The 19,738-nt window shown below is 28.0% G+C and carries 20 protein-coding genes and 1 tRNA gene; 8 read left to right on the top strand and 13 right to left on the bottom strand.

The window, feature by feature from the left end; all coding sequences use genetic code 11:
- Positions 1 to 7: 7 nt before the first annotated feature.
- The 4 genes from ABY863_RS04390 to ABY863_RS04405 form a co-directional block, all read right to left on the bottom strand.
- Entirely contained in the window at positions 8 to 2,059 is a 2,052-nt protein-coding gene (locus tag ABY863_RS04390; protein WP_372793050.1) for a tetratricopeptide repeat protein, read from the bottom strand.
- Positions 2,060 to 2,164: 105 nt separating this feature from the next.
- Positions 2,165 to 2,896, bottom strand: a complete 732-nt coding sequence (locus tag ABY863_RS04395; RefSeq protein ID WP_372793051.1) for a M15 family metallopeptidase — start codon at positions 2,894 to 2,896, stop codon at positions 2,165 to 2,167.
- 15 nt (positions 2,897 to 2,911) lie between these two features.
- The gene (locus ABY863_RS04400; protein ID WP_372793052.1) at positions 2,912 to 3,346 is read right to left on the bottom strand and encodes a GNAT family N-acetyltransferase; all 435 of its coding nucleotides are present in this window, start codon (positions 3,344 to 3,346) and stop codon (positions 2,912 to 2,914) included.
- The gene (locus tag ABY863_RS04405; RefSeq protein ID WP_372793053.1) at positions 3,333 to 3,842 is read right to left on the bottom strand and encodes a GNAT family N-acetyltransferase; all 510 of its coding nucleotides are present in this window, start codon (positions 3,840 to 3,842) and stop codon (positions 3,333 to 3,335) included. The genes ABY863_RS04400 and ABY863_RS04405 overlap by 14 nt, the downstream gene beginning before the upstream one ends.
- A 120-nt stretch (positions 3,843 to 3,962) precedes the next feature.
- On the opposite strand from ABY863_RS04405, the gene ABY863_RS04410 reads away from it, so the two are divergent.
- Complete coding sequence (locus tag ABY863_RS04410; protein ID WP_372793054.1) at positions 3,963 to 4,388, top strand: GNAT family N-acetyltransferase; 426 nt, start codon at positions 3,963 to 3,965, stop codon at positions 4,386 to 4,388.
- 56 nt (positions 4,389 to 4,444) lie between these two features.
- Positions 4,445 to 4,517: transfer RNA gene (locus ABY863_RS04415), tRNA-Gly, on the top strand.
- 31 nt (positions 4,518 to 4,548) lie between these two features.
- Here the strand turns inward: ABY863_RS04415 and ABY863_RS04420 are convergent.
- Complete coding sequence (locus ABY863_RS04420) at positions 4,549 to 5,193, bottom strand: rhomboid family intramembrane serine protease (RefSeq protein ID WP_372793055.1); 645 nt, start codon at positions 5,191 to 5,193, stop codon at positions 4,549 to 4,551.
- Between the two features lie 103 nt (positions 5,194 to 5,296).
- On the opposite strand from ABY863_RS04420, the gene ABY863_RS04425 reads away from it, so the two are divergent.
- Entirely contained in the window at positions 5,297 to 6,181 is an 885-nt protein-coding gene (locus tag ABY863_RS04425) for a lysophospholipid acyltransferase family protein (protein ID WP_372793056.1), read from the top strand.
- Here the strand turns inward: ABY863_RS04425 and ABY863_RS04430 are convergent.
- The 8 genes from ABY863_RS04430 to ABY863_RS04465 all read right to left on the bottom strand — a co-directional run bounded on the left by ABY863_RS04430 (position 6,178) and on the right by ABY863_RS04465 (position 13,918).
- Complete coding sequence (locus ABY863_RS04430) at positions 6,178 to 7,029, bottom strand: hypothetical protein (RefSeq protein ID WP_372793057.1); 852 nt, start codon at positions 7,027 to 7,029, stop codon at positions 6,178 to 6,180. The genes ABY863_RS04425 and ABY863_RS04430 overlap by 4 nt on opposite strands.
- 15 nt (positions 7,030 to 7,044) lie before the next feature.
- Positions 7,045 to 8,427, bottom strand: coding sequence for a phosphoglucosamine mutase (gene glmM, locus ABY863_RS04435; protein ID WP_372793058.1), 1,383 nt, complete (start codon positions 8,425 to 8,427; stop codon positions 7,045 to 7,047).
- Between the two features lie 102 nt (positions 8,428 to 8,529).
- The gene (rpsA, locus tag ABY863_RS04440) at positions 8,530 to 10,455 is read right to left on the bottom strand and encodes a 30S ribosomal protein S1 (RefSeq protein WP_372793059.1); all 1,926 of its coding nucleotides are present in this window, start codon (positions 10,453 to 10,455) and stop codon (positions 8,530 to 8,532) included.
- A gap of 185 nt (positions 10,456 to 10,640) precedes the next feature.
- Complete coding sequence (locus ABY863_RS04445) at positions 10,641 to 11,393, bottom strand: LytR/AlgR family response regulator transcription factor (RefSeq protein ID WP_372793060.1); 753 nt, start codon at positions 11,391 to 11,393, stop codon at positions 10,641 to 10,643.
- A 73-nt stretch (positions 11,394 to 11,466) separates the two neighbouring features.
- Positions 11,467 to 11,784 (bottom strand): 2TM domain-containing protein, encoded by a 318-nt coding sequence (locus ABY863_RS04450; protein WP_372793061.1) that lies wholly within the window; start codon positions 11,782 to 11,784, stop codon positions 11,467 to 11,469.
- 4 nt (positions 11,785 to 11,788) lie between these two features.
- Positions 11,789 to 12,085 (bottom strand): 2TM domain-containing protein, encoded by a 297-nt coding sequence (locus ABY863_RS04455; protein ID WP_372793062.1) that lies wholly within the window; start codon positions 12,083 to 12,085, stop codon positions 11,789 to 11,791.
- Positions 12,086 to 12,113: 28 nt separating this feature from the next.
- Positions 12,114 to 13,457, bottom strand: coding sequence for a 2TM domain-containing protein (locus ABY863_RS04460; RefSeq protein WP_372793063.1), 1,344 nt, complete (start codon positions 13,455 to 13,457; stop codon positions 12,114 to 12,116).
- 29 nt (positions 13,458 to 13,486) lie between these two features.
- Entirely contained in the window at positions 13,487 to 13,918 is a 432-nt protein-coding gene (locus tag ABY863_RS04465) for a DUF2141 domain-containing protein (protein WP_372793064.1), read from the bottom strand.
- A 247-nt stretch (positions 13,919 to 14,165) separates the two neighbouring features.
- Here ABY863_RS04465 and ABY863_RS04470 point away from each other — a divergent pair, with 247 nt between their 5' ends.
- The 5 genes from ABY863_RS04470 (at position 14,166) to ABY863_RS04490 (ending at position 19,709) form a co-directional block, all read left to right on the top strand.
- Positions 14,166 to 16,280: an elongation factor G gene (locus ABY863_RS04470; RefSeq protein ID WP_372793065.1), complete on the top strand. Its 2,115-nt coding sequence runs from the start codon at positions 14,166 to 14,168 to the stop codon at positions 16,278 to 16,280.
- 344 nt (positions 16,281 to 16,624) lie between these two features.
- The gene (locus ABY863_RS04475; protein ID WP_372793066.1) at positions 16,625 to 16,810 is read left to right on the top strand and encodes a membrane or secreted protein; all 186 of its coding nucleotides are present in this window, start codon (positions 16,625 to 16,627) and stop codon (positions 16,808 to 16,810) included.
- 3 nt (positions 16,811 to 16,813) lie between these two features.
- The gene (locus tag ABY863_RS04480) at positions 16,814 to 17,923 is read left to right on the top strand and encodes a glycosyltransferase (RefSeq protein ID WP_372793067.1); all 1,110 of its coding nucleotides are present in this window, start codon (positions 16,814 to 16,816) and stop codon (positions 17,921 to 17,923) included.
- Positions 17,917 to 18,483, top strand: a complete 567-nt coding sequence (locus ABY863_RS04485; protein ID WP_372793068.1) for an RNA polymerase sigma factor — start codon at positions 17,917 to 17,919, stop codon at positions 18,481 to 18,483. The genes ABY863_RS04480 and ABY863_RS04485 overlap by 7 nt, the downstream gene beginning before the upstream one ends.
- Complete coding sequence (locus tag ABY863_RS04490) at positions 18,483 to 19,709, top strand: NRAMP family divalent metal transporter (protein WP_372793069.1); 1,227 nt, start codon at positions 18,483 to 18,485, stop codon at positions 19,707 to 19,709. The genes ABY863_RS04485 and ABY863_RS04490 overlap by 1 nt, the downstream gene beginning before the upstream one ends.
- Positions 19,710 to 19,738 lie beyond the last annotated feature (29 nt).

Consider the following 19,738-nt stretch of genomic DNA (forward strand, 5'->3'; position numbering starts at 1 on the left):
AAATTAATTACACCGCTATTGGCATTGTGAATTTAAACTCACTGCCTTCATTTATTGAACTTTCTACCCATAATTTACCTCCATGTTTTTCAACAAAATCTTTACATAAAATTAAACCTAATCCAGATCCTTGCTCATTAGCGGTACCAACATTTGATTTTTTTACTTCAATGCTAAATAAATTATCTATATCTGATTGTGATATACCAACTCCATTGTCTTTAACTGAAATTTCTACAAAATTAGAAGTAATAGAAGATAATATTTGAATTTCACCTTTTAAAGCCGTAAATTTTATGGCATTTGAAATTAAATTTCTAAGTATGGTGGCTAACATATCCTCATCAGCATCCACAAAAAGATTATGAGGTACCTTATTTAAAATTTTAATATCTTTATTAATCGCTTGAATTTCTGACAACACTATAACATCAGAAACTTTTTGTATCAAATTAACTTCTTGAGGATTGAATTCTATATTTCCTGATTGTGCATTTGCCCAAATTAATAAGTTATTTAATAAACTTGAAGCTTTTGAACTAGATCCTTTTATGATGTTTAAAAATTTTAACCTCTTTTCATCATCATACTCATGAATATTTTCAATCATAAGTTCTGTGAATCCTTCAATAGAATTAAAAGGGCTTCTTAAATCATGTGCAATAATTGAGAAGAAGGTGTCTTTGGTTTTATTTATTTGTCTTAAATTATCACTTTGAATTTGAATTTCTTCATTCATTTTATTTATCTGATGATTCTTATATTCTAACAAATTAAATGCATTTTTCTTAGCTGTTTGCTGCAAGATTAAAAGGACTACAAAAAAGCCAAATAGTACTATTCCACTAATCAAAAAGTTAGATAGTTTTTTACCATTTTTATATTTTAATTCAGCTACTTCTGTTTTATTAGATAAATCACTTATGGTAAATTGCGATTTTTCCAAATTATTTAACGCATGAAACAACTTTACTTTTTCTTTTTTATCTGCTGCTATTAATTTTTCTCTTATTTTTTTATTTTCTTTAAGGTAATAAAATGCTTTTGAATTATTTCCTAAAGCTTCATAAGCTTTTGAGAGAAAGTTTAAACTTTCAACTTCAATATTTACGTGTCCAATTTTTTTGGCAATTCCAAAACTTTTTTTAGAATTTATAATGGCCTCTTTATATTGTTTAAGGTCTAAATTACTTTCAGCCATATTTAAATAAACAATAGCAACTAATTCATTATCTCCTGTTTCTCCTGAAATTTTCAATGCTTTAGCAAAATATACTTCTGCTTTATCATGCTGTTTCAAACTTAAATAACAATCTCCAATATTATTAAAAATTGTAGCAATATTATTTTTGTCCTCATCTTTTTCTAATAAAACTAAAGCCTTTTCATAATAATGAATACCTTCAATATTTTCACCAGAATCTGCAATTGCATTTCCAAGATTCAAATACGAATTTGCAATTCCAATTTTGTTATTAAGTTTTATATAAATTGTTAAAGCATCCCTAAAATATTTTTTGGCAAACTCATAATTTTCTTGTGAATAATATAAGTTCCCAATACCATTATAATTTATTGCAATTCCATTTTCATCATTATTAATTTTATTAATATTTAATGATTTTAAATAAAATTCAATGGATTTGTCTTCAGAAAGAAGGTAGTAATAACAATAAGCAATTGCAGAATATACTGTTGCTTCTTTTTTGGATTGTTTACTTTTATTAAAATATAAAGCTGCTTTTTCATAATTTTCAATTGCTTTTTCAAATTCATTGTTATCCTCATAAAACCAACCAATTTTATAGAAAATAGATTCAATTTTTGGTTTTGAATTTAATTTAGCAGCTAATTCGAGAGCATTTTTATAATATTGTAAGGTCGAATCTTTATTTATTTTTAAATAAGAATCTGCAATCATTAAATTTAATGAAACTTTAGTAGTGTCAACTATCTCATATTGTAGTTTCTTTTTTAAATCAGCCATAGTTGTTAATTCCTGACTTAAAATAGATACTGAAAACCCTATAAAGATTAGAGTTATTAATTTTATCCTCATACTCATTAAGTTTTTAAAATAGATATCAACCTAAATTAAAACTGATTATTTACACAAACATACTATTTATATAGTAAAAAAAACCATTTATTTAATTAAAAATCACTATTTTAAATTAAAATTAATAGCTAAAACTTGCTCTGAAATATATTTATTCAAAAAACCTTCTGAAAACAAATAACTTCCCGCTATATCATTGTTTTGGAGTAGACTTACAAAATCAATTGCTAAAAATTCTTTTAACATAGGTTTTGCTATTAATTTATAACTAAAATGCCAAGGTTCATATTTAAACCCTTTTCTTTCTATATCATCATCATATACCAAATAAAAACCATAATTTTCTGAATTCTGATCCATCCAAGTTTTAAGGTTTGAATAAATTCCTTCATTTATATAATTCTCTTCTATGAGCATATCTTCTGGAGCTGAAACAACAGTATCTATAATATCAATATCTGTTCCCCAATGATGGCGAGATGTACCTGGAATTGTAGAATATTCGATGATTTTTTCAATAGATTGTTGATCTGAAAGACCTTCAGCTATATATTTTTCAAATTTTGTATTCCAAATTTCCTTTTGACGATTAAAACTTCTATATCCTGAAACAATTTGAATAGAAATACCTTCTATTAAAGCAGCTTTTTGCATTTCCTCAAAAGCTTCAAAAACATCTTTTTGCAACTTAATATCCTCACTCTCAAAATTTAGCTCGCCCACTCCTGTTAAATCCTCCTCAGAAAAAATAGACTGAGAATAGTTTACAGAATTTAGCACACCTATTAGTTGAACAAAAAATAAACTAATCACAATTAATTGACCTTTCTTTTTCATTTTTTTAACTTAAAGTTATTCCAAATATTTAAACATCACATAATGGTCTCCAACATATTTAATTTCAAATTTTTCTCCATAGGTTTGTAAACCTAATTTTTCATAAAAATTAACTGCTTTAATTCGAGCATTGCACCATAAACAATTCGTTTTTAACTCTTTCAAAATAGAAAAAGATTCTTGTAACATTAATTTACCCAATCCTAAACCTTGATATTCAATTAAGGTTGCCATTCCTCTTAATTGATATTGAGTTCCTTTAAAATTAGCATTACGCTCTTTCATGTAGCTTGAAACTGCAACTAATTTTCCATCTTTAAAGGCACCCAAATGAAAGGTGTTTTCATCAAAATCACCATTAAATTCATAAGGCAATGGAATATTTTTACGTAAAACCTCTAAGCGAATTGGATAGGTTTCCTCTGTTGTTATTTTTTTAATTTCTATCATATTTCATACCATATAAAACTGCGGGTTGATGATTGTAGATGAATTTATTTTTATAAATAAAACCACATTTTTTTAATACTTCAATTGAAGCTATATTTTTAATAGATACTCTTCCTATTAGTTTTTTCAACTTTAAAACTGAAAACCCATAATTTACGCACGCTTTTGCTGCTTCTGTAGCATACCCTTTTCCCCAATGCTTTTTATAAAATCGGTAACCTAAATCAGTTTCTTCCTTTTTTTCTTCAAATTTTAAGCCACACCAACCTATAAACTCGTGAGTTTCTTTTATGCAAACAGCCCAACGCCCATAACCATTTCGTTTATAATCTGAATAATTTTTTATAAAAATCATAGCTTCTTCCAAAGATTTAAATGGCTGATTTCCTGTGTATCTCAAAACTTCAAAATCATTATTTAAATGATAAAAATGAAAACCATCAGAAGCTATAAATTCTCTTAAATACAGACGCTCTGTTTCTAAAATAATTTTCATATCTCTAAACTTTATTTTTTAATGCCAGCAAATAGCCTTCAATATTAAGCATCCTCTTGTATCCCAAAATTTAATATATTCGTTTCATTATAATTAATACAAAATACAAAAACTATTCAAATGGAAAACATAGAAATAAAATTAATTGAAACTAAAAATATTCTTAGTATTTTTCCATTATTGAAGGAATTAAACAGTACTACTTCTGATACTATTTTAAAACAACGTTTGTTAGAAATGACCACACAACATTATAAATGTGTTGGAATGTATTTAAATAATGAATTAATTGGCATTTCTGGGCTTTGGTTTTTAACAAGACATTACTGTGGAAGAACAGTAGAACCAGACCATGTGGTTATAAATTTTAAACATAGAAACAAAGGATTAGGCAAAAAATTGTTTGAATGGATTTATAATTATGCTCAAAGTATTGGTTATGAAGCTACTGAGCTAAATACCTATATTGAGAATGTAAAATCACACAAATTTTATGAAAATGAAGGCTTTAAAAAGCTTGGATACCATTACTTAAAAAAGTTTTAAAATTCTTTAAAAAATATTTGCAAAAGTCTAAAAGGATTGTATATTTGCACTCGATTGCGAGAGTAGCTCAGTTGGTAGAGCTTCAGCCTTCCAAGCTGACTGTCGCCGGTTCGAGCCCGGTCTCTCGCTCAAAAAAAAGCTAAACGAAAGTTTAGCTTTTTTATTTTAATTTATGCCCAAACAACAGTAATAAAATTATTGGAACACCTAATAAAAGAATTGTTGTAGTACTTGTTAGAAATATTGATGGGTATACTATTAACATTAACGCATAACCTCCTATTGCGCCACCTAAATGTGCTGAATGACCCACATTTCCAAGTTGTTTTTTCATTCCATAAATTGAATACAATAAATACCCTAAACCAAAAATATATCCAGGTATTGGAATTGGCAATGGAAACATCATTAAACGCATATCCGGATTCAATAAAATAGCGGCATAAATAATTCCTGCAACAGCACCCGAAGCCCCAACTGCAGTATAATACAATTCATCTTTATGATACTTTAGCGTTAATACGTTTCCGGCTAGTAAACTTCCTAAATACAAGATTAAAAATTTTATGATACCCAATTTTATGATAATAATTGGCGCAAAAATATATAAAACATACATATTCAAAATTAAATGCATATAATCTACATGCAAAAATGCCGATGAAAACATTCTAATTTGCTCCCCACGTTTTATCGCTCCTATTTGAAATTTATAGTTATCAAAGAACAAACGATCGCTAAACCCTTTTATAGAAAAAGCAACGTTTGCAAGAATGATAATTAACAGTATTGGACTTATTGACATATTATTTATTTTAATAAGGTACGAAAATATGAAAAATTGCTGATATTGATTTGTTAGTTTCTGAAGTATTAAAAATTAAATACGATATTTGCAATCATAAATTATGAATCTACTTATTTACATACTAGTTTACCCATTAATTTGGTTTATTTCAATATTACCATTTAAGGTTTTGTATTTCATTTCTGATATTTTTTATGTAATTATATATAATGTAATTGGGTATCGAAAAAAAGTTGTTTTAGATAATTTAAAATTAGCTTTCCCCGAAAAACCCATTGAAGAATTATTAGAAATACAAAAGAAATTTTATCATCATTTTATTGATATTTTCATTGAAATGATAAAATCATTTACTATTTCTAAAGAAGAAGTTTATAAGCATTACAAATATCCTAACATAGATTTTTTTACGGAATTATATAAAGATGGGAAAAGTGTTATTTTGGTAGGACCACATTATGCAAATTGGGAGTGGATAATGAGTTTAGACTCATTTGTAAATTATAAAGGTTATGCTGCTTACACTAAAGTAAACAATCCTTATTTTAACAATAAAATTTTAAAATCAAGAAAAAAATTTGGAACTAATTTAGTGCCAACTTCAAAAATAATTACTGAAATTATTCACAATCAAAAAAATAACATTCAGGCAATGTATGGGCTTTTAAGCGATCAGTCTCCTATGTTAAAAAAGAGTTTTTATTGGAGAACATTTTTTAACATTAAAGTTCCTGTACATACTGGAGGGGAAATGCTTGCAAAAAAATACAATATGAATGTTGTATATATGAATGTTAAAAAGGTGAAACGAGGGTATTACGAAACAACTTTTAGCTTAATTACTAACGAAGCTTCAAAACACCCTGATTATGAACTAACAGATATTTTTATAGACAAAGTTGAAAAACAAATTCGCAAACAACCTGAATATTATTTTTGGACTCATAAACGCTTTAAGCATAGAGATAAAGCACCTAAAAATTAATTTTTAGTTAAATTAAATCTAGCTCCAAATACATACATATTTTCTAAAAAAGTAAAATGTTGTGATGCAGAATCTGTTTTACTTGCAGTAGTCCTAATATCACTCATATTAATATATCCAACTTTCATATTAGATTGAATAAAAAAGTGTTTAAAAAACGTAATGTTTAAGCCAACGTATGCTGATACTCCATATCCTGAAATGTGAAATTCATCGTACCTTTCTTTACCTAATAAAGTGGTATTTGTTTTAGGATATAATACACCAACACCAATACCTTCAGTTAAATTAATATCAATATTTTTAATTGGAAATTTCAACCAATTATCTAAATTATCAAATCTACTAACCTCAACATTTACATAATTTAAACCATCTGTGTGTTCAAAAAGTAAAAATTCTTTAGTCAATACAATTTCATCATTGTTATAAATACCATCAAAATCACCACCTGTACTTATAGTTCCATTTATTGTTACTGCTTGATCATTTCTCATTACATATTTCATGTGATCAACACCTATTGAGACTGTATAATTCTCTTTAAAAAAATAACCTATTCTAAAATTTGTTTGCGGTATTGTAATCTCATCTAATTTAAAATAATAAATACCAAAAGGTTTTGGCTTATCATCTGATTTTACATCTTGTAAAGTGAAATTATAATCATCTCCTTTAAAAGTAATATTTGACGTTGAATAATGTCCTCTATTCCATCCCCAATAAGCAAACATTTTTCCTTTATTACTACCTGTATCGTTATAATTAACTTTTTGAGCATCTAAAACTTCTTGAGAAAAAGTTATGGTACTAACTAATATTAGAATTCCTAAAATTATATATTTCATTGTGTTATTTGTATCTTAAATGATTTCTTTTATTTCTGATATAAAACGTTGTGCTAATTCATCAGCACTATTTTGAGAAGTACTTTCAGTGTATATTCTAATAATAGGTTCTGTATTCGATTTTCTAAGATGTACCCATTCTGTTTCAAAATTAATTTTAACACCATCAATTGTAATTACATCTTCATTCATATATTTAGCTGCAATTGTTCTTAAAATCTCATCAACATTAATTTGGGGTGTTAATTCAATTTTATTTTTACTCATAAAATAGTTTGGATAACTTTCTCTTAATTGTTTACAAGAAATTTTTGAATGCGCTAAATGAGATAAAAATAAAGCTACACCAACTAGTGAATCTCTACCATAATGAGATTCTGGATAAATAATTCCTCCGTTACCTTCACCTCCAATTATTGCATTTGATTTTTTCATTAATTCAACCACATTCACCTCTCCTACTGCACTTGCCTGATACTTACCTCCATGCTTTTCAGTAACATCTCTTAAAGCTCTGGATGATGATAAATTAGAAACTGTATTCCCTTTCGTTTTTCCTAAAACATAATCGGCACATGCAACTAACGTATATTCTTCTCCAAACATAGAACCATCTTCACAAACTAATGCAAGTCTATCAACATCTGGATCAACTACAATTCCCAAATCTGCTTTTTCTTTAACAACTAATTCTGAAATATCTGTTAAATGTTCTTTCAAAGGTTCTGGATTGTGAGGAAACTGTCCGTTAGGCTCACAATATAGCTCTACACATTCTACTCCTAATTTTTCTAATAATTCTGGAATAGCAATTCCTCCTGTAGAATTTACGGCATCAACAACCACTTTAAAATTCGCATTTTTTATGGCTTCTATATCAACCAATTTTAAATTTAAAACTTCTTTTATATGTTTCGTAATATAGTTTGGTTTTTTTCTGAATTTTCCCAAATCATCAACTTCCGAAAATAGATAAGAATCGTTTTCTGCAATTTTTAAAACTTCTAGTCCATCTTCTGCATTTAAAAATTCTCCTTTATGATTCAATAATTTTAAAGCATTCCATTGTTTTGGATTATGGCTTGCAGTGATAATAATTCCTCCATCAGCATTATCAAGTGTAACTGCAACTTCAACAGTTGGGGTTGTTGACAAACCTATATCTACTACATTTATTCCTAAACCCACCAATGTATTTCCAACCAAACTACTCACCATTTTTCCTGATATTCTAGCATCTCTACCTAAAATTACAGTTAATTTTTCTTTTTTAGTTTGATTTTTTAGCCACATACCATAAGCTGCCGCAAATTTAACGGTATCAATAGGTGTTAAATTATTATTTACTAAACCTCCAATTGTACCTCTTATTCCTGAAATTGATTTTATTAAAGCCATTGTTTTATTTTAGACAGCAAATATAAATTTAATCGTTGTATTAGCGAAAAAAAAAGCTGTATCGTTTGATACAGCTTTTTAATTTATTTGAAAATGAGAATTTTATTTCCCTTCCATTTTTTTCTTTAATGCAGCAAGATCACCACCTAAATCACCAAGAGTTGTTTTTTCAGAAGTATCAGCTTTTTGCTGAACTGCTTTTATGTTTTTCTCTTCTTGTGCTTTAAATATTGATGTATGAGAAGCTACAACACGTCTAAATTCTTTGTTAAATTCAATAACTTTAAATTTATCAGTATCTCCTTTTGTTAACTTAGTCCCATCTTCTTTAATTATAAAACGACTTGGAACAAATGCTTCAACTCCATCTTCTAATGAAACGATTAATCCTTTATCACTTTTATCTTTAACAGTACCTTCATGAATTGAATCTATAGCAAATTTATCTTCATGTGCATCCCAAGGATTTTCATTAGTTTGTTTGTGACCTAAATTTAATTTACGTCCTTCAACATCTAATTCTAACACTTGAACTTCTAATTTATCACCTACAGCGGTAAAATCTGATGGATGTTTAATTTTCTTAGTCCAAGAAAGATCAGAAATATATACTAAACCATCAATTCCTTCTTCTAATTCAACAAAAACACCAAAGTTTGTGTAGTTACGAACAGTACCTATGTGAGTTGAGCCAACTGGGTATTTTTCAGCAATGTTAGTCCAAGGATCTGGATGTAATTGTTTAATCCCTAATGACATTTTTCTGTCTTCTCTATCTAAAGTTAAAACTTGAGCTTCAATTTCATCTCCTACTTTTACGAAATCTTGTGCAGAACGTAAGTGTGTTGACCAAGACATTTCAGATACGTGAATTAAACCTTCAACACCTTGAGCTACTTCAATAAATGCTCCGTAATCAGCAAGTACAACTACTTTACCTTTTACTTTGTCTCCAACTTTAATTGATTCATCTAATGCTTCCCAAGGGTGCGCATTTAATTGTTTTAATCCTAATTGAATTCTTGTTTTCTCATCATCAAAATCAAGAATTACAACGTTTAATGTTTGATCTAATTCAACAACCTCACTTGGGTGGTTAATTCTAGACCATGATAAATCTGTAATGTGAACTAAACCGTCAACACCACCTAAATCAACAAATACACCATAAGAAGTAATGTTTTTAACAACACCTTCTAATACTTGTCCTTTTTCTAATTTACCAATAATTTCTTTTTTCTGAATTTCAATATCAGCTTCAATTAACGCTTTATGAGAAACTACAACGTTTTTAAATTCGTGGTTGATTTTAACAACTTTGAATTCCATTGTTTTTTCTACATATTGATCGTAATCTCTAATTGGTTTCACATCAATTTGTGAACCTGGTAAGAATGCTTCAATTCCGAATACGTCAACAATCATACCTCCACGAGTTCTGCATTTAACAAAACCGTTAACTACTTCACCTGTTTCATGTGCATTGTTTACTCTATCCCAAGCTTTTATTACTCTTGCTTTTTTGTGAGATAATACTAATTGACCTGTGCTATCTTCTCTTTTATCAACTAAAACCTCAACTTTATCTCCAACAGCTAAGTTTGGATTGTAACGAAATTCGTTTAAAGATATTACACCTTCTGATTTAGAATTAATGTCAATAATTGCTTCACGATCTGTTTTTCTAATTACAACACCTTCAATTACCTCACGCTCATTTACTAAACCTAATGTACCGTCTAAAGCAGCTTCAAAAGCTTTTAAATTATCTTCATCTACAGCTTCAATTCCTTCTTCAAATTTGTGCCAGTCAAAGCTTGCCAAAAATTCTTCAGGATTTACTACTTCAACTATTGGAGCTTCAACTTCTTCTGTAACTTGTTCAGCTACTACTGGAGTTTTAACCTCTTTTATAGTTTCTTCTGTTGGTTTTTCAGCTTTAGCGATTGTAGTTTCTGCTTGTGCTGTTGTTTTTTTTACTTCAGTAGCCTCTATTTGCTCTTCAGTTTTTTTTGTTTCTTCAGACATATTTGCTGATGATTATTATTTGTATCTTATTGTTATTCAGATTTTTATACGATACTAACGCCAAGAGTTGATTTATATGTTTTTTCTTTTATTTCCTTTTTAAATCTGTTCTCGTAAAAAGGAGTGCAAATTTAAGAAATTTATTTCAGTATAACAAAAAGAAAATGAAGCTTTTATATATAAAATTAGTCTATCCAATTTTTAAAATCTTTTACCCGTTCCCTACTTACAATAATTTCAGATTCATTATATGATTGAAGTATTATTTTTAACCTACTGTTTGAATAAGAAATAATGTCTTTTACAGCATTTATATTGACAAAATGTTTACGACTCACTCTGAAAAAAGTTTCTGGCTGAAGCTTCATTTCTAATTGTTCTAAAGTATCATCTATTAAATAGCTTCTTCCATCAATTGTATGAATGTGTGTTGCTTTATTTTCACTATAAAAACATTCAATAGATTCAATAAAAATCATTTTTAAATGTTGCCCGATTTTTACCGTAAATCGCTTTTTATAATTCGTTTTTAAGGGAGAAATTAAATCTTTTAATTCTTCAAAATTAAAAGATTTATTATTTGCTATCGTGTGTAAATTTCTAAATTTATTTACAGCATTTTTTAATTCATCACTATCAATAGGTTTTAACAAATAATCTACACTATTTAATTTAAATGCTTTGAGTGCGTATTCATCATAGGCAGTGGTAAATATAATAGCGCTTCTGATTTCAACTTCTTCAAAAATTTCAAAAGATAAACCATCAGAAAGTTGAATATCTAAAAACAACAAATCAGGATGTTCATTGCTATAAAACCAATTTACAGCTTCTTCAACAGAATGCAACATTGTAATAGGCTCTATTCCAATTTCATTTAGCATTCTGCTTAATCTACGAGCTGCAGGTTTTTCGTCTTCTATAATTACTACTTTCATACTTGGTTGTTGGTTGCTAGGTTTTAGTTTTTGGCAATATTAACTTCTCACGCTTCAATTTTAAACTTAAAACCTACTCCCAAGAATCTCTTTTATCTTTATCCATGAACTCTTTTATTTTATGGTCTTCCCAATCTTTCCCTAATAAAATTCCCATTCCAAATACTTTAAAAGCGTGAAATAAAATTCCTATTCCCCAAAAAATTGCTGTATTATAGGTTTGCCAGTCCCATAAATCTTCATATCCACCACTAGAAAACATTCTTGATACGATTAAAAATGCATTTACTAATAAATAAACTGTAAAATGAACATAAAATCCTTTTATTGCTTTTACTTTCTTTTTAGCTCTAATATATTTTTGGTCGTCAGTATAATTTTTATTTTCCATTGCCTTAAAATTTAATGTTTTTGTCTTCATCCATGAGCTCCTTAATTTTTCTATCTTCCCAATCTTTCCCAAATAGTAAATTATTTCCAAAGACTCCAAATGCGTGAAATGCTATTCCAATTCCCCAACCAAACATTGGCCACCAAAACCACCAGTGATCTGGAGATGTCATATAATTTATAAAAAACAGAAATGGTATTACTAAGCAGTATGCTAATAAATTTGCATAAAATCCTTTTATATTATCTACTTTTTTCTTTGCTTTAATGTATTTATCTTCTTCTGTATAGTGTGTTTTCATTTTTTTATGTTTAAATTTTCACTGAATTCTATTCCCAATAGTGTTTATTATCTTCATTCATATATTCTTGAATTTTACGTTCTTCCCAGTTTCTTCCTAAAAATGGATTGTATGAGAATGCTTTAAATCCTTGAAATATTAAACCAATACCCCAACCCATTATTGGAAACCAAAACCAATGAAATTGTGGGACATATTTTAAGTTGATAAAAATTAAAAAAGGAATTACAATGCAATACGCAATAAGGCTAGAATAAAACCCCTTTATTTCTTCAACGCGTTCTACAGCTCTAATATATTTGCTATTTTGTTGTGTGTTTGATGTTTTCATTATTTTAATTTTTTGTGTTAATAAAGGTAATTTTACAGTAAACTGAGTTGCTGTTTTTTCAATTAAAACTTGTTTTAAAGTTATTAAATGATATCTTTCTTCTATGTTTTTTAAACCTACTTTGGTTCCTTTTTCTAAAATAGTTTTAGGATTAAAGTTATTTGAAACTACTAAATAACCATCCTCTTCTGTAATAGTAACTTTTAGAGGATTTTCAGCTGATACTACATTGTGTTTTATGGTGTTTTCCAATAATAACTGCAACGATAATGGTAAAATTTTAAGTTCAGAATTACTTGCTTTTTCTGGAATTTCAAATGTTACAGCGTCTTCAAATCGCATGGTTAACAGTTCCATATAAGCTTTTGCAAAGTGTAATTCTTCATCTAATTCAATTAAATCTTTACTTTTTTGCTCTAAGACGTATCTATAAACTTTTGAAAGTTTTGTTGTAAACTTTTCTGCTAGTTTTGGATTTTCAACAATTAGTGATGTTAATACATTTAAACTGTTAAACAAAAAATGGGGATCAATCTGACTTTTTAATGATTCGTATTTGGCTGTTTCTGTCTTCGCTACAATTTGCTGTTCACTTACTTTTTTTTCAGTTAAAGCTTTGTAAAAAAATACCGCATGAAAAATTAAGGTTACAAATAACGTTATTACCAATCCAAAAACATAATAACTACTTGCAGATGGGTCGTTTGTAAAACTTTCAATTGGTTCTCCAAAAATAACAACAAGTGTTACAAATCTTAGCAGTGCAAGTCCAACCATTGTTAAAATTACTGAACCTAAAGCTCCAATAATTAATCTACTTTTTGAATGTTCTTGCCAAGTAAATTTTCCCTCTAGAAAATAAAAGAAATAACCATTTATGATACTTAATACAAACGCATACATAAAATGAATTCCAAATATTTGAAACAATTCATCAATAGGTTGATTAAAACCTCTATTAAAAATAAGCCTTTCAATAATAAATATTGCTACTGCTAATATTGTTGAAATTTTTAATAAATATTTAATATTTGTCTTCATTTTAAAATAGTTTCGAAACTAAATGCAATTTAAAACTTAATTTCTAAAGTTAGATCTTTATCCATAATTTCAAATTTAGAAGTTTCATAATTTGGAGGCCCCATTAAAATTACATTGTTTGATGTTCCATAACTTTCTTTTGGCATTCCATTTACATCAAAATCCATTTTATTATTTTCATTTTCATCATGATAACAAATAATGGCATATTCGCCTTTTGGAATTTTCTCAAAAACAATTGAACTAACTCCATTTTCAATTGTACCTGATTTTGCAAATAAAGGCTGTTTTCTAAAACCTTCTTCATTAAAAAGAGCAAAGTTTACGCTACCAGTATCATTTAAAGCATTTACAACAGTTACGGTAACATTTCTTTCTTCTAAATTTTTATTATTACCTTGTGCTTTTACTACAACCAAAGATGAAAATAATAAGACAATGGTTAAAATTATTTGTTGCATAATAATTGTTTTTAATTAATATTATTTTTTATTACACTTCAAAAGTCTTTTAAAAGCTCTCAAAATAAAATTAAAATGAACCGAATTGTATTTTAAGCAGGACGAATTGTAAAAAAGTTAAATTAAATACTATTTGCAGCTTTTAACCTAAATAATAAAACTGTTTGATAAAAAGCCTAACATTAGTCATCTTTTTAAATTAAAAAGATTGTAACTTTATAAAACTTTTCACAAAAACATTTTAATTATGAAAATATACGATGATAAACACATTAAAAATGTTGCATTTGTAGGAGCTCATAAAAGCGGAAAAACTACATTAGCAGAAACAATGCTCTTTGAAGCTGGCTTAGTCAAACGCCGTGGTAGTGTAGAAAATAAAAACACTGTTTCAGACTATCACGAAATTGAACAAGAAAGAGAAACTACCGTTTTTGCCACTCCACTTCACACTGAATGGCGCAACTACAAAATAAATATTATTGACACTCCTGGTTTAGATGATTTCATTGGTGAAATTGCCTCAACAATGCGTGTTGCAGATTCTGTTGTAACAGTAATAAATGCACAATACGGTGTTGAAGTTGGAACTGAAATTATTTGGAATTATGTAGACCGATTTTCACTACCAACATTATTTGTAATTAATCAAATAGATAGCCCTAGTGCTGATTTTGATGAAAGTTTTAAAAGTATTGTAGACTTAGTGGGTAATAACGCTATTAAAATTCAATATCCATTAATTATTGATGGTGCACAATGTATTATTGATGTGCTTAAAATGAAATTATACAAATTTGGTCCTGAAGGGGGAAAACCTGAAAAGTTAGAAATTCCTGCTGACCAATTAGATTTAGCCAATAAACTTCATAATGAATTGATTGAAAAAGCCGCTGAAAATGATGAAGACTTAATGGAACTTTATTTTGATAAAGGATTTCTTAATGAAGATGAAATGCGTGAAGGAATTAAAAAAGGAATGCTAAATCACGAACTATTCCCTGTTTTTTGTATTTCTGCCTTAAATGATATGGGTACAGGTAGATTAATGGGATTTATTGACAATGTTGCTCCTTCTGCTGCAGATTTAAAACCTGAACAAAGTGTTGAAAACATAACAGTTGAATGTAAAATTGATGCTCCAACATCATTATTTATTTTCAAAACTTTATATGAACCAAATTTAGGTCAAATTAGTTTTTTCAAAGTAAAATCTGGGGAAATTAAACAAAATGACAAGCTAGAAAACTCAAGAAATGATGAAATTGAAATTATAAATCAATTATTCATTATGGATGGGAAAAATCGTGAACAAGTAGAAAAATTAAGTGCTGGTGATATTGGTGCAACTTTAAAATTAAAATATACAGAAACTAATGATACTTTAAGAACAAAAGGGTCTAATATTACTATAAAACCAATTGCTTATCCTTCTTCAAGAATTAGTAAATCTGTAAATGCAATTGACAAAAATGAAGAAGAAAAACTAAATGAAGCTTTAAGAAAAATTCATAGTCAAGACCCTACAGTTATTGTTAAATATTCAAATGAATTAAAACAACAAATTCTTTCTTGTCAAGGTGAATTACATTTAGCAACTATAGATTGGATTTTACAAAAACAATATGGAGGAATAAAAGCAAGTTTTGAACAACCAAAAATTGCGTATAGAGAAACCATACAGCGATCAGCAACAACAAGTTACAAACATAAAAAACAATCAGGTGGCTCTGGTCAGTTTGGAGAAGTTCATATAAAAATTGAACCTTGGTATGAAGGGATGTCTGAACCAGAAGGATTTAATATTCGAAAAAAAGAAGAGGTAGATTTAGCCTGGGGAGGTAAATTAGTTTTCTACAATTGTATTGTTGGTGGTGTAATTGACACTCGTTATTTACCTTCAGTTTTAAAAGGAATTTTAGAAGTTATGGAAGAAGGACCTCTAACTAAATCTTACGCAAGAGATATTAGAGTTATGCTATTTGATGGGAAAATGCACGCTGTAGATTCTAATGATATTTCATTTAAAATTGCTGCAGCTCATGCTTTTAAAGAAGCATTCTTAAATGCCAAACCTAAGCTATTAGAGCCTATAAATGAACTTAATGTTAAAGTTCCTGAAGAATTGATGGGTAATGTTATGACAGATTTGCAATCAAGAAGATCTATTATTCTAGGAATGGATAGTGATGGAAAATACCAAACAATAAAAGCAAAAACACCTTTAGCTGAAATGTATAGGTATTCAACCACACTTAGATCTATAACACAAGGTAGAGGTAGTTTTAACACCAAATTTTCCAATTTTGAATTAGTACCAAACAATGTACAAGAAGAATTGGTTAAACAAGGAGAATTATAATTCAATCATTTTAAAAATTAAAGACCCGTCAAATTTAAATTTGACGGGTCTTTTTAGTGTTAATATTCAATTAATATTTCTTAATTCAATCAATTTTATAACTCTTAACGTTTCAATTGGTTTTAAATACTACTAAGAATACATAAATAAAATATTAATTGATTATAAATATAATAATTTATAATCAATAATTCCAAATATAATCATAGAAATTTAACATATCACACTATAATAACCTAATTTATTACCTTTTTTATTACATTATTTTAAATCTACTTTTTTAAAACAAAAAGCACATTATCAATTCTACAAATTCTGTACATTTGTAGCATAAATTTTTTACTATGAAACTTGTATTTATTACAATAGGATTATTAGGTATTGGTATTGCAGGATTAGCAATTAAACTTTGGGCAAAAAAAGATGGTAAATTTGCAGGAACTTGTGCAAGTCAAAACCCACATTTAAATAAAACAGGTGAACCTTGTGGTTTTTGCGGTAAACCTGCAGATTTATGCGAAAACAAATAGCAGATGTTAGGATACTTGTTTATTACTTTTATAGTAATTTTTTGTATTCAACTCATTTTTTATCTTCTCGTTTTTGGTTTATTCTCACTTTCTAAAAGTAAATCCGTAAAAAGTAGTTTCAATCAACCCGTTTCAGTTATTATTTGTGCTAAAAATGAGGCTAAAAACCTCATCAAAAACATTCCCTTTTTACTGAAACAAAATTACACTAATTTTGAAATAGTATTAATTAATGATTGTTCACGTGACCATACATTAAAAGTTATGGAACAATTTAAAAAAGAGTCCAAAATCCCTATAAAAATTGTAGATGTTACGTCAAATGAACAATTTTGGGGAAGTAAAAAATATGCTTTAACTTTAGGAATTAAAGCCGCTTCACATGAACATTTATTGTTTATTGATGCAGATTGCAAACCTGTCTCCGAACATTGGATTTCAGAAATGACTCATAATTTCAGTAACGAACATCAACTAGTTTTAGGCTACGGAGCTTATCAAAAAACAGAAAAGTCATTTTTAAATAAGTTAATTAGATTTGAAACACTTTTAACTGCAATTCAATATTTTTCTTACTCAAAAATCGGAATTCCTTATATGGGAGTTGGAAGAAATTTAGCTTATACAAAAACGCTTTTTTTTAGTGTTAATGGGTTTGTGGAACATATGAAAATTAAATCTGGTGACGATGATTTATTTGTAAATCAGGTGGGAACGAAGCTAAACACAACCAATTGCTATTCCCCAAATAGTTTCACTGAATCTCTTCCGAAAACAACATTTAAAGAGTGGATTCAACAAAAAAGGAGACACGTTTCTACAGCTTCATATTATAAACCATTTCACAAATTGTTATTAAGCACTTTTTTTAGTTCTCAATTTCTATTTTGGACTTTAAGTTTCTTTCTTTTAAGTTTCCTTTATCAATGGCAAATTATAGTTATTTTAATTTTTGTTCGTTTCTTAATTCAATACCTAATTATTGGGTATTCAGCAAAAAAATTAAATGAAAAAGATTTAATTCTATATACTCCATTTTTAGAACTATTTTTAATTCTCACACAATTGTTTATCTTTATAAAAAATCTTATTTCAAAACCCAAATTTTGGTAAAAAAAAATATTGATATAACAGATTTAGTTGAAAAAGCCAGAAATAAAGATCAAAAAGCTTTTAATACCCTACTGAACACGTATTGGAGTGATGTATATAGATTTCAATTTTTAAGAACTGGAAATGAGGATGAAGCAGAAGATATTACCATAAAAACATTCTCAAAAGCTTTTGATAAAATTGATTTATACAACGAACGCTATAATTTTAAAACGTGGTTAATTTCAATTTCAAAAAATATTTTTTTAGATCATTTACGTAAGCAACGCACTGAAACCGTTTCATTTGATGATTCTACATCTGAAGCATATAAAATTTTTGACGAAACCCCTTCAGCTGAAGATCAGCTAATTATAAAGCAAAATTTGGTACAGTTAAAAAACTATATTAAACAGTTAAAACCACATTATCAGGAAATTATAAATCTTCGCTATTTTAGAGAAATGACTTATAAAGAAATGGGCGAAACTTTAAATGAACCCATTGGTAATATCAAAATACAATTGCTAAGATCTAAAAAATTACTAGCTGAAATTATTAAAAAATCTCCTAAAAGTTAATGTTTCAAAAATTTTATTGGTTAAAAAAATTAGGACCGGGTTTACTTTTTGCAGGTGCTGCAATTGGAGTTTCTCATTTGGTACAATCTACAAGAGCTGGAGCAGATTTTGGTTTTGGTTTAATTTGGGCTTTGGTATTAATTCATATTGTAAAATATCCATTCTTTCAATTTGGGCCTCGTTATGCAACTGCAACCGGGGAAAGCTTATTAGATGGTTATAAAAGATTAGGGAAAGGTGTCCTTATTACTTATTTTATATTGAACTTAGCTACTATGTTTACCATTCAAGCAGCTGTTACTATTGTAACTGCTGGTTTGGCTGCCAATTTATTTGGAATTACTACAAATCCAATTATTTGGAGTATTCTAATAACTTTAATTTGTCTTGCCTTATTAATTATAGGGAAATATAAATTACTAGATAATTTAATGAAAATTATTATTGTAACATTAACCTTAAGTACAATTATAGCTGTTCTAATAGCTTCTTTTAATACTGAGAATTCTTATACTTTTACTCAAATTTTACCAAAAGGAAGCATTGAGGTTGGCTTTTTAATTGCTTTTTTAGGCTGGATGCCAGCTCCATTGGATGTTTCTATTTGGCAATCTCTTTGGGCGATTGAAAAACAAAAAGATAAATCAAACAAATTCAATACAAAACAAGCCATTTTCGATTTTAATATTGGCTTTGTAACTACTTTAATTTTAGGAGTTTGCTTTGTTTCTTTGGGTGCAATTGTTATGTTTAACTCAGGCGAAACATTTAGCGGAAGTGCAGTACAGTTTTCTCAACAACTCATAAATTTATATACTAAAAATTTAGGTTCAGAAATGTATATTTTTATTGCAGCGGCAGCTTTTACAACAATGTTTAGCACAACAATTACAACATTAGACGCATCACCAAGAGCTATGACAAAAACTTTTGATTTATTAACCAATAAATCCTATAAAAACATGTATTGGTTTTGGATTAGTTTTCTTGCTGTTGGAACTATTTCAATCTTAATTTTCTTCATGTCTGAAATGGGTGTTCTCATAAAAATTGCTACAATTTTATCTTTCTTAACTGCTCCTTTTTTTGCTATTGTAAATTACATTTTAATTTCAGGTAAACACACTCCTAAAGAATGGAGACCTTCACTACAACTAAAAATTCTTAGTTGGTTTGGAATTCTATTCCTAATTGGTTTTAGCGTTTGGTTTCTTTTTAGTTTATAAATTCTTTGTACTTTTGCATTCAATTTTTA

Source organism: Lutibacter sp. (assembly GCF_041562875.1).
Lineage (GTDB): Bacteria > Bacteroidota > Bacteroidia > Flavobacteriales > Flavobacteriaceae > Lutibacter.